Source organism: Megamonas hypermegale (assembly GCF_900187035.1).
Classification (GTDB): Bacteria; Bacillota; Negativicutes; order Selenomonadales; family Selenomonadaceae; genus Megamonas; species Megamonas hypermegale.
In genome coordinates, this window is sequence record NZ_LT906446.1 from 938,981 (window position 1) to 950,646 (window position 11,666).

Sequence of the window (11,666 nt, forward strand, 5' to 3'; positions counted from 1 at the left end):
ATTTTAATAACATCTTAATGTTTTTTTAATATTTATCTTTATTTTACCTATATAAACGGTCAAAATTATCATCATCATAATATATAATATAAAATATAATTAATCTTAACATATATATAATAAAAATCTATTTAAATAACATAAATAATTAATAATATATTCATTAAATTATATTAATGAAATACATATAAACATATTATTAACTTTATTATTATTCTACAAATATTTTTCACCTTTATTACGAAATAATTTTGTCATAATAATTTTCTATATTATAATAATAATAAAATATTATTTTATAGGTAGATGATTAAATGAAAAAAATAGCTGATATATATATTAACATTCCTGTAAAAAGTATTGCTAAACCGTATACTTATTTAATACCGGAACAATTTGATATATTAACTGTAGGTTGTCGTGTACTCGTTCCATTTGGCAATCGCATCATGGAAGGCTTTATCATAAAGATATATCCAGATAATAATTCTATTGATACAACAAAACTAAAAGAAATAAAAGATATAATCGATACACAGCCATGGTTTACGCCTAATATGTACGCAACTGCAAAATGGATGGCAGATTTTTACATGTGTTCATTAGGTGAAACGATGCGTTTATTTATTCCTGGAAAAAATAGTGTGAAAATACGTCCTATCTTTAATATCAATGATAAAGAAATCCCCCTTGAAGAATGGAAAAAACTTTCGGATAAACAACAAGCTCTATATAAATACATGCAAGCATATAAAGATGTTGATTTATTAACATTGAGGCGCAGTTTTGGTTCAAATGAAAATTTTATTTTTGATTTAGAAAAATTAATTAATAAAAATTATATAACAAAATCATATATTTATCATAAACAAGCAAAAAAAATATACACAGATTATATAATATTAAACACTTTAGTAAATGATGATATTTTAGCTACGTTAAAGCGAAAGCCAGCACAAAAAAAAGCACTTATATACTTAAATGAAATAAAAGAAGCTAGTGTCACAGATTTAAAACAACAGCACATTTCTCTTACAACATTAAAAGCATTAGCTCAATTAAATTACGTTAAAATTGAAAAAAAACAAGTTTTACGTGATAGTTATAAAAATATGCTCGTTAATAAAGCACAGCAACGTACATTAACTGAAGAACAACAAACAGCCATGAACACCATAGAAAACAGTTTATCACAAGGAAAAAATAAATTTCTCTTATTCGGCGTAACAGGTAGTGGAAAAACACAAATCTATATTGAAATGGCATTAAAAATACGCGCTTTGGGCAAGCAAGTTTTAATTCTCGTTCCTGAAATTGTCTTGACAGGTCAGCTCGTCATGTCTTTTAAACAATATTTTAACGATGATGTAGCCGTTATTCATAGCAAGCTTTCAGTAAATGAACGCAACGATACATTTTGGCGCATACGAACTGGACAAGTGGGGATAGTCATCGGTGCTCGTTCTGCTTTATTTGCTCCATTTTTAACTTTAGGTCTCGTCGTAATGGACGAAGAACATGAAGCTTCTTATAAGCAAGATGAGTCCCCCCGATATCATAGTCATGATGTAGCGGAAAAAATGGCACAGATTTATGATGCTATATTACTTCTTGGCAGTGCTACTCCTTCACTTGAAAGTTTTTATAAAGCTCAAAACGGAGAATATACATTGCTTACTATGAAAGAGCGCATCGATAACATCCCTATGCCATTCATTGAAGGAGTAGATATGCGTGAGGAATTAAAACACGGCAATCGTAAAATCTTATCCCGTAAACTAAAAGAATTAATATCTACTACATTGGCAAAAAAACAACAATTGATTATCATGCTGAACAGGCGTGGATTTTCTACTTTTGTAATGTGTCGCTCCTGCGGTTATGTTATAAAATGCCCACAATGCGGTTTGCCTCTCGTCTATCATAAGCAAGGCAAATTGCAATGCCACCATTGCGATATCATTGAACCTGTTCCCGATATTTGTCCTAAATGTTCTAGCCGATATATTAAATTTTTCGGCTCTGGCACTGAAAAATTAGAAGAAGAATTATCTCAAACATTTCCTAATGCTAGAATAATTCGCTTAGATAGAGATACAACTGGTAAAAAATTTGCCCATCAAGATATTTTAAAACAATTTAAAGCAGGTTTATATGATATTTTACTTGGAACTCAAATGGTAGCAAAAGGTCATGACATTCCTAATGTAACAGGGGTTGGCATCATAAGTGCAGATTCAAGTTTAAATTTACCCGATTTTCGTGCTAGCGAACGCACTTTCGCTTTAATTACTCAAACAGCTGGTAGAGCAGGTCGTGGCTCGCAAAAAGGTCATGTAATTTTACAGACATATAATTTAGAACACTATGCTGTACAATACGGTATGCAACAGGATTATATTTCTTTTTATAACGAAGAACTCACATTGCGCAAAATGCTTTATTATCCTCCATTTTGCAATTTAATAAAACTCATTTTCCAAAACGAAATAGAAGAACAAGCTATTAAAATTGCTAATGATTTTAAAATGGATATGGAAAAGTATTTTTCAGATAATGACAATATTCAAGTAATGGGACCAGCTCCAGCACTCATTTCAAAATTTAAAGATATGTATCGTTTTAATTTGCTCATAAAAACTAATGATTTATCGATTGTAAATAAATTTCTTCGTCAAAAAAATATTGATATTAATAAATATATCACTATAGATATAAATCCAATTAATACTAATTAACATAAAATAAAACTATATTTATTAATAAAAAATTGATTATATTAACTATAAAGTCCTAGTAAAAAGCTAAAAAATTTCCCCATTTTAGCAGGATTTTAAAACTCTCTATCGAATATAACAAGTAGGAAAAATAGCTTTGATAAAAGCTTTAAAATACACTCAATTTATTTTAGGGAGGGTTTGGTATGTCAGTTAATATGAAACGTATTTTAGTTCCTATTGATAGCTCTGAAATTGCAGAACGTGCAATGCAACAAGCTATAAAAGTCAATCGTTTTGGTGAAGCAGAAATTCACATTCTTTATGTAGCCGATATCAATAAATTAGCTATTAATTCTTATTTATCGGGTAATGTTCTGCTTGAAATCAGCAAAGCTGGTGAAAGAATATTAAACGCAGCTTGTGATGAGTTCCCAGAATCCATGCATGTGGTTAAAGTTTATCGTACGGGCGACCCAGCAGAAGCAATCATGGATTATGCAAAAGAAATCAATACAGATTTAATTATTATGGGTAGTAGAGGCTTAGGTCTTGTTCGTGGTGTATTACTTGGCAGCGTAAGTAAATATGTTTTAGAACATGCCAAATGCCCAGTATTAATTGTAAAATAATTTAATATCAGAAAACTGCACTTCAAAAGCTAAATATCACTTTTGCTAGTGCAGTTTTTTTATTGCAAAAAAATGATTTAATTTATAAAAAAAACCAGCCCTTAAAAAGAGCTGGTTCTTGTGATTAAGCACGTTCAATATAGTTACCAGTACGAGTATCAATTCTGAGTACATCGCCTTCATTAACGAAGAGTGGTACACGAACTTCATAGCCAGTTTCAACTTTAGCCATTTTAGTTGCACCAGTTGCAGTATCACCTTTAACACTTGGTTCACATTCTACAACTGTAAGATTAACAGAGTTTGGTAAGCTGATGCCGATGATTTTACCTTTAAAGAACTGTAAGGAAATATCCATATTTTCTTTTAAGTAATTTAAAGCATCACCGAGCTGGTCTTTAGAGAGTTCGAACTGTTCATAAGTTTCGTTGTCCATAACAGTATACATACCATCAACTTCATATAAATACTGTACGCTTCTTGTTTCAAGATGAGCTGCTGGTAATTTTTCATTTGGGTTGAAAGTACGTTCAACTACAGCACCAGTCTGTACATTTTTAATTTTAGTACGAACGAAAGCTGCACCTTTACCTGGTTTTACGTGCTGGAAATCAACAATCTGCCATACACCGTTATCAATTTCAAGTGTAAGACCTGTGCGGAAATCACTGCTGGAAATCATTAAAACATTCCTCCAAAATAATATTATTATCTAAATTTATAAAATGCAAAGCAAAAAGCTTTACATTATTTCAATAAGCCGTTTATCGCTTTGTGTAAGCGGCTGGCATCCATCAGCCGTAACTAAAACAGTATCTTCTATGCGAACACCGCCAAAGTCAGGCAAATAAATACCCGGCTCATCAGTAACAAGCATATTTTTTAATAACTGCGCCGTAGGACTCAATGGCGAAAGACGTGGTAATTCATGTATTTCAAGACCAACGCCATGACCAAGACCATGACCGAAATACTGTCCGTAACCGGCATTTGCAATATAATCACGAACAGGAGCATCAACTTCCTTGCCACTTCTGCCTGGAGCAATTTCTTTAAGTGCTAAAAGTTGCGCATTCAAAACAACATCATAAATTTCTTTTTGTTTATCACTTGCCTGTCCAATACAAAAAGTACGTGTTATATCTGAGTGATAGCCCTTGTAAACGGCACCAAAATCTATTGTAACAAATTCACCGTCATTTATCAACTTATCTGTAGCCACACCGTGCGGAAGTGCACCTCTTACACCTGAAGCTACAATTGTAGTAAATGCTGGTCGTTCACTGCCCAATCTACGCATAACAGTTTCTAATTCACAAGCGATTTCATTTTCACTCATGCCGGGTTTTGCATATTTTAAAATATGGCTATACGCTTCATCACTAATCCAAATAGCTTTTTTTATTAGCTCGATTTCTTCATCATCTTTAACTACGCGCAATTCATCTAAATCAACAGAAGTAGAAAAATCTATATCTTTGCCTTGCAATAAGTTATTTAATTTAGCATACGCATTGTAACGTAATGAATTACCTTCAAAAGCTACGCGTTTTAATCCTAATTCTTCAACCATCTGTGCAGTTTTACTGAGTAAACCTGTCTTTTGTTCAAATATAGCAAAATCAGTCTGTTGCTTTGCTTGCTCAATGTAGCGAGAATCAGTTATTAAATAACAATCATTTGATGTGATGATAAGAATTGTATCATCACCTGTAAAACCACTAAAATAATGCAGGTTTTCTTCTTTATTAATAATTACACCATCACAATTTTGTTGCTTTAAGAATTCACGCAAACGAAAGATACGATTTTCCATATTATTCACGATTTCAGCCTTCTTCCTGTAATTTTCTTATAGCAACATACAATGCTGCTTTATAGCTATCAAGACCAAAACCACAAATTTGACCAACAACAACTGGTGCAATCACTGAATGATGACGAAATTCTTCACGTTGATGAATATTTGATATATGCACTTCAATCGTTGGAATTTCTATTGCAGCAAGTGCATCGCGAATGGCAATACTATAATGCGTATAAGCACCAGCATTTAAAATTATATAATCATATCTGCCACGAGCATCATGCAATTTATCAATAATTTCCCCTTCATGATTGCTTTGGAAAAAATCAATATTTACATCAGCTTCTTTAGCTTGCTTTTGTAAATCTTCATTTATATCCTGCATTGTCATACTACCGTAAATTTCAGGTTCACGTGTTCCCAATAAATTTAAATTTGGTCCGTGAATAACTAAAATATTATTCATCAAAATCACTATCCTCAAAAACTAATTAAATTATATTAAAATTTTATCATGAAATAAAAAAGCTGTAAATAAAAAGCCTTATTTATCAATGAAAAAACCTCCCCACTAAATTTTATTTTAATCTGTGAGAAGGTTTTTTATTTTATTTATGCTGGGGATAGCAAATTAATAACTAGCTATTTCAGATTTACCCGCTACAACATCTTGTTCTGCCTTAAATTTAAGTGCAGCATATTGGTCAAAATTAGTTGCAACCATGATTGTTATCGGATTATAACCTGCTTTTTTAATTTTATCGATATCGATTTCAACAAGTTTATCACCAGCTTTTACATTATCATCAGCTTTGACGAGAACTTTAAAACCATCACCATTCATATTAACTGTATCAATACCGATATGAATTAAAATTTCTAAGCCAGTATTAAGTTTTAAACCAATAGCATGACCTGTTGCTTCCATTACCATCATAACAGAACCATCAGCTGGGGCTGTGATGTATTTATCTGTAGGAATTATACCTACACCATCACCCATAGCTTTAGAAGCAAATGCTTCATCTGGCACTTTTTCAATTGGTACCATATGACCTGTAGCAAAAGCATCTAAATGTGCATCAAATCTTTTTTTCGTAGCTTCAGTAACAGGCTGTTCTGCCTTTTTCGTTATTTCTTCTGCATTATATGAAGCTATTTCTGTTTCTGGTGCTTGAAGTAATGCTTCAAAACGTTCACGAATTTGTGGCACAGAAAGACCAACAATTACTTGAATAGCATGTCCATTATGAACAAGACCATGTGCACCAGCTGCTGTGAATGCACCTGTTGGCTGTACTAAACTATCATCTTTAACTGTTACACGTAAACGAGTTGCACAGTTTGTTACATCTACAATATTATTTTTACCACCGAGAGCTTGCAAGAATGCTGCAGCTTTCATATCACGTTCATCCATATGACCAGCTGCTTGTTTTTGTTTATAATCAGCTTTTCTATAAAGTTTAATTTCTTCATCATCGCCACGGCCAGGAGTTTTCAAATTGAGTTTTACAATTAAAAATCTAAATACTACGAACCAAATGCAAGTGAAAATTAAACCAATGATAATCTGTGTGAGATATGTGCCCCAATGATTATTGAAAAGTGGTATCCAGTTTTGGAATAAATCCGTATCGAGTAAACCGCCACCAAAGTTACCAGTTACACCGAAGAAATACATAGTAGCTGCTAATGTACCAGCTAAAAGTGCATGAATTAAGAACAATACAGGAGCAACAAATAAGAATGTAAATTCAAGTGGTTCAGTAATACCGCATAAAACAGCTACAATTGCTGCTGGGAATAACAAGGAACCGACTTTTTTACGATTTTCTTTTTTAGCGGAGAAATAAATAGCGAGTGCGATACCTGGACAACCGAACATTTTACTCATACCATGTAACGCAAAACCACCCTGTGGGAATAATTCAATGAGTGGCTGAGTTGATTGAGCAAATTCTTGAATATGTGCCAGCCAATAAGCTTGAATACCACCATCTACAACTGCTGGACCATAGATAAACGGAATGTAAATAAAATGATGAAGACCTGTCGGTATTAAAATACGTTCAAGGAATGTATATACCCAAACACCAAGCACACCTGCACCTGTCAAGAAACCTTGAAGTGATGCGATTATTGCTTGGAAATGTGGCCAAATCAAGCAGAAGAGGAATGCTATAGGAAGCATTAAACCAAAACCTGCAACAACAACTAAAGAAGACCCTTTAAATAAACCGAGCCATTCTGGTACATCAACATCAAATAATTTATTATGTAACCATACAGCTAATGAAGAAATTAAAATTGCACCAACCATGCTTGTATCAAGTGTTTTGATATTGGCAATTGTTGTGAGACCACTGCCTGGAACTGCATCTTTCGCAAAATCTACGCCAAAGCTTGGTCCCCATAATGTGAGCATTGCGGATACGAAATAGTTAAAAATAAGATATATCAAAAATGCTTCCATAACAGCTCTAGCATTTTCTTTTTTAGCTAAGCCAATAGGTAAACCAATTACAAATAACAATGGCAATTGATTAAAAACTGTCCAAGCACCTTGTTCAACAATATACCAAAAATCATACCATCCCGTACCTTTCTCAGCAATACTGCCAAGTATCATCGGGTTTTTACATAAAATGGAAACTGCTACAAAAATACCGAATACGCCAAACATTATAACTGGTGTAAACATCGCGCCACCGAAACGCTGTATTTTTTGCATTATAACATCTTTATTAAAAGCCATTTTCCCAGCCACCTTTTCGATAAAATAACTCTCTTAATAAAAAATAATATATAACTAAATTTATTACTTATTCTATAAAATAACTCTCTTAATAAAAATAATATATAATCAAATTTGTTACTTATAAAAATTATATAAATTGTCTAACTACTCAATTCCAAGAAATAAGGCACAAAGCATTTGCTTCGTGCCTCATCTCAATAACCGAACTGAATTATTTAAGTTCAGGCCAATAATCTTTATTTGCTTCAATTAAATCATCCAAAATCGCTTTAGCAACGGAAGCACTTGGTACAGTCTTAGACAATGTGAGTGCCTGCCAAAGTTTTTGATAGCTTCCTGTAATCCAAGCTTCAACAACGAGTTTTTCAACAGAAACTTGTTCTTCCATTAAACCTTTTTGGAATTGAGGTATTTTACCGATACAAATTTTTTCATAACCATTAGAACCAACGATACAAGGAATTTCAACCATAGCAGTTGGGTCGAAGTTTGAAATTGCTCCATCATTTTCAACGATTAAAAGCATACGAGCTTTTTTATTGAATGCAATTGCTTCTGCAAGGTCTACGATATAGCTTGCATGGTCATCGCTTTTGAATTTGCAGTCAACAGCAGTACCTTTTTCTACGATTTCCTTAGCTGCTGCAAATACATTTTTTTCACGATTTTCCATAACTTCATTTGCACGAGTATGGTCTGGATGTTGATTGTCATGATTGAATACATAATCTGGGAATAAGTAGTATTTAAGATAAGTATTTGGAAGTGTATCAGGGTCTACAGCATATACATCTTTAGCTTTGCCGTAAGTATCATTCCAACTTGCTTCATCATGATGAGATTCAGGATTTACGATATATCCATATTTTGCAACATGTTCTTTGATACGAGGCATTAAATCATTACCATCTTTATCGCGGATATCGCACCACCAACCAAAATGGTTAAGTCCATAATAGCGAACGCACATGTCTTTTCTACCATTAGGAAGACCTAAGATTTCAGCCATTCTATCTTCAATACCTACTGGCATATCGCAAATATTGATGATTTTAGAATTTGGGCGAAGTCTTCTAGTTGCTTCTGCTACGATAGCTGCTGGATTGGAATAGTTGAGCATCCAAGCGTTTGGAGAATATTTTTCCATATAATCCAAGATTTCGATAACGCCACCGATAGAACGCATACCATAAGCAATTCCGCCAGGGCCACAAGTTTCTTGACCAAATACGCCATGTTTCATTGGAATTTTTTCATCTTTTTCACGCATTGCGTATTTACCAACGCGGATATGTGCCATTACAAAATCAACATCTGTAAATGCTTCTTTTGGGTCTGTTGTATAAGAAAATGCGATTTCAGGAGCTCTTTCTTTTAAAAGAATTTCACATGCTTTAGCAATTTTTTCTTGACGAGCTGCATCATTATCATAAAATTTAATTTGGCGAAGTGGAAAACGGTCTGCATGGTCTAAAAGCATCATTACGATACCTGGTGTAAATGTACTACCGCCACCTGCGATTACGATTGAAGATTTTTTCATAACTAAAACCCCTTTTCTTTATCATAAATTACATTTATGTTTTATGTTTTTATTTTTTATCAACCTCATGGCTATATAATAATCCAAGCCAATCACAAATTCAATAGTTTCAAGGGTTTTAGGGCATTAGCAACCATTATTGCACCATATCACAGCGCATGTGATATATCACATCAGATTTTAAATTGATATATATACTATAAATAATCATAGCTACTCAAGCATAAAAAAATCAGTTTAAAATAATATACTATAAAAATCTTATTAATTAATTTCCATACATATTATTTCAAACTGATTGTATTACCATATTTTATTATTTTTCACTTAGAGTATTATCATAAATACGTCGCATGAGTTTAAATAAAACGTATCGGTCTTCTTTACTTAAACCATCTAATGCTTTCATACGATGTTGTGATACCTTTTCTTGTAAAAAATCATAAATCTCTAAAGCATGATTAGTGAGAAATATATATTTTTCCCTTTTTCCTTGAAGGCGTTTTCGTTCCACAAGGTTTTTTTCTTCCATTTTCTTTATAGTCTTGGATATAGCTGCTGGTTCAACATTTAACATATTAGCTAATTCCAATTGAGAAATCATATCATGCTCTTTGACCATTTTCAAAACCGACCATTCAGAACTATATACATCTGCTGTATAAATCTCATTGTTAAGTGTTTTTGAAAATGCCCTCATTGTTTGATAAAGTTGATGTATTAACAAATCGTCCAGTCCATCTTTTTCTTGAGATACTAAAGTATCATTATCTATTCCATTCATAATCAACAATAATTCCTTTCTGCCATTTATATCTTGTTATAGCAGAAAAATTTTTATATGACAATACAAATTAATTTACAAAATCAAGCTAAAGTGTGTTTTCTTTTACTTTGTTTTTTTGTAATACAAAATGATTAAATAAGAAAAATACTATAAAAATTACCATTACAGCAATTACATAAAAATACATATTAACGTAACCGATAGAACCTGCAACACTGCCTAATAAGATGATACCGCTACTTGTACCGATATCTAACATATTATAGAAAGTTGCACTAGCACCACTGCGACGGTCTGGTGTAACAACATTGAGCATCCAAGTCATGAGAGAAGGTAATAATAAACCTCCGCCTAAACCATAAAATACAGAAGCAACTAACAACATTGTTAAAGAGCTAGAAGAAATCAATATGCACAAACCAATTAAATATAAAATACCGCCTGGCAGGATTACCCAGAAACCACCTTTGCTGTCAAAAATACGTCCACCAAATGGTCTGGAAATAAATACAAAGATTGTACCAACAATGAAGAACAAGCCTGCATTTTCAATACCAGCTTCATTAGCCATCATAGCTACAAAAGTATTTACACTACCATAAGCAGCACCAAATAAAACAGTCAATATAGAAGGAATACCTGTACCGTATTCACATATTTTATGACGAATAGAAATGCTTTTCTTTTCAGCTGGCAAAGGAGCTTCTTTAGCATTACATAATTTTGCACTGACAGCAGATAAGAGAGTGACTACCATAGAAGTTAAAAACAATATATTAGCACTAAAATCAGTTAATAACATAACACCTAAAGCAGGAGCTACAGCCATAGCCACTGTACTACCTAAGCCAAAATAACCAATTCCTTCACCACGTCTTTGAGCAGGAATTACATCTGCAACTAAAGCTGCAGCAAAAGTAGTACTAAGGCCAAAACCTATACCATGTAAAATACGAGCTAATATTAAGGAATATACAGAAGTAAATATATCATAACTAAATGTTGCTAAGAAGGAGCAAAACAATCCAAAATATAAACATTTCTTTTTACCAAATTTACGAACACCAGTATCTGTGAATAAACGAATAAAAATTGCAGAAAAACCAAAAATCCCTGTTATTATACCTATTTCCGTACCTGTAGCCCCTATAGAAGCTGCATATAAAGGTAATGTAGGTAACAAAAAGTGAAAGCCTGCAAAAAGCAATCCATTAGCCCACACTAAAGCCATAAAATTTCTAGTCCACAATTTTACTTTTGTCATTATATCCATCCTTTCATTGATTTAACTAGTTAACTTTAAGCCTAGGATATAGTTAACTAGTTAACTTGAAGCTGATAACTAATATAAACTTTCTATAAAAACATGTCAATACCGTATAAAAATATTATTTTAATGTAATATTTATAAATCTTCAA

Annotated in this window: 9 protein-coding genes; 2 read left to right on the forward strand and 7 right to left on the reverse strand. The window is 32.6% G+C overall.

What is annotated here, in order from left to right; all coding sequences use genetic code 11:
* The first annotated feature begins 314 nt into the window (after positions 1 to 314).
* Positions 315 to 2,738 (forward strand): primosomal protein N', encoded by a 2,424-nt coding sequence (gene priA, locus CKV65_RS04415; protein ID WP_027890751.1) that lies wholly within the window; start codon positions 315 to 317, stop codon positions 2,736 to 2,738.
* A gap of 185 nt (positions 2,739 to 2,923) precedes the next feature.
* A complete protein-coding gene (locus CKV65_RS04420; protein ID WP_027890752.1) occupies positions 2,924 to 3,349 on the forward strand; it encodes a universal stress protein in 426 nt (141 codons plus the stop codon).
* A gap of 124 nt (positions 3,350 to 3,473) precedes the next feature.
* Here the strand turns inward: CKV65_RS04420 and efp are convergent, their stop codons facing one another.
* The 7 genes from efp to CKV65_RS04455 all read right to left on the reverse strand — a co-directional run bounded on the left by efp (position 3,474) and on the right by CKV65_RS04455 (position 11,511).
* Positions 3,474 to 4,031, reverse strand: coding sequence for an elongation factor P (gene efp, locus CKV65_RS04425; RefSeq protein ID WP_027890753.1), 558 nt, complete (start codon positions 4,029 to 4,031; stop codon positions 3,474 to 3,476).
* A gap of 60 nt (positions 4,032 to 4,091) precedes the next feature.
* Complete coding sequence (locus tag CKV65_RS04430; protein ID WP_027890754.1) at positions 4,092 to 5,165, reverse strand: M24 family metallopeptidase; 1,074 nt, start codon at positions 5,163 to 5,165, stop codon at positions 4,092 to 4,094.
* A gap of 13 nt (positions 5,166 to 5,178) precedes the next feature.
* Positions 5,179 to 5,622, reverse strand: coding sequence for a type II 3-dehydroquinate dehydratase (aroQ, locus tag CKV65_RS04435; protein ID WP_027890755.1), 444 nt, complete (start codon positions 5,620 to 5,622; stop codon positions 5,179 to 5,181).
* Between the two features lie 165 nt (positions 5,623 to 5,787).
* Positions 5,788 to 7,914 carry an alpha-glucoside-specific PTS transporter subunit IIBC gene (locus CKV65_RS04440; RefSeq protein ID WP_027890756.1) on the reverse strand — a complete coding sequence of 709 codons (2,127 nt, stop codon included), beginning with the start codon at positions 7,912 to 7,914 and terminating at the stop codon, positions 5,788 to 5,790.
* A gap of 214 nt (positions 7,915 to 8,128) precedes the next feature.
* Entirely contained in the window at positions 8,129 to 9,460 is a 1,332-nt protein-coding gene (locus tag CKV65_RS04445; protein ID WP_027890757.1) for a 6-phospho-alpha-glucosidase, read from the reverse strand.
* A 316-nt stretch (positions 9,461 to 9,776) separates the two neighbouring features.
* The gene (locus CKV65_RS04450) at positions 9,777 to 10,244 is read right to left on the reverse strand and encodes a MarR family winged helix-turn-helix transcriptional regulator (protein ID WP_051177652.1); all 468 of its coding nucleotides are present in this window, start codon (positions 10,242 to 10,244) and stop codon (positions 9,777 to 9,779) included.
* An 88-nt stretch (positions 10,245 to 10,332) separates the two neighbouring features.
* Positions 10,333 to 11,511 carry an MFS transporter gene (locus CKV65_RS04455; protein ID WP_027890759.1) on the reverse strand — a complete coding sequence of 393 codons (1,179 nt, stop codon included), beginning with the start codon at positions 11,509 to 11,511 and terminating at the stop codon, positions 10,333 to 10,335.
* Between the last annotated feature and the right edge of the window lie 155 nt (positions 11,512 to 11,666).

What these genes read in the sequence shown, in the direction of transcription:
- priA (WP_027890751.1), top strand. Translation starts at nt 315, where the DNA reads ATGAAAAAAATAGCTGATATATATATTAACATTCCTGTAAAAAGTATT.
- CKV65_RS04420 (WP_027890752.1), top strand. Translation starts at nt 2,924, where the DNA reads ATGTCAGTTAATATGAAACGTATTTTAGTTCCTATTGATAGCTCTGAA.
- efp (WP_027890753.1), bottom strand. Translation starts at nt 4,031, where the DNA reads ATGATTTCCAGCAGTGATTTCCGCACAGGTCTTACACTTGAAATTGAT.
- CKV65_RS04430 (WP_027890754.1), bottom strand. Translation starts at nt 5,165, where the DNA reads ATGGAAAATCGTATCTTTCGTTTGCGTGAATTCTTAAAGCAACAAAAT.
- aroQ (WP_027890755.1), bottom strand. Translation starts at nt 5,622, where the DNA reads ATGAATAATATTTTAGTTATTCACGGACCAAATTTAAATTTATTGGGA.
- CKV65_RS04440 (WP_027890756.1), bottom strand. Translation starts at nt 7,914, where the DNA reads ATGGCTTTTAATAAAGATGTTATAATGCAAAAAATACAGCGTTTCGGT.
- CKV65_RS04445 (WP_027890757.1), bottom strand. Translation starts at nt 9,460, where the DNA reads ATGAAAAAATCTTCAATCGTAATCGCAGGTGGCGGTAGTACATTTACA.
- CKV65_RS04450 (WP_051177652.1), bottom strand. Translation starts at nt 10,244, where the DNA reads ATGAATGGAATAGATAATGATACTTTAGTATCTCAAGAAAAAGATGGA.
- CKV65_RS04455 (WP_027890759.1), bottom strand. Translation starts at nt 11,511, where the DNA reads ATGACAAAAGTAAAATTGTGGACTAGAAATTTTATGGCTTTAGTGTGG.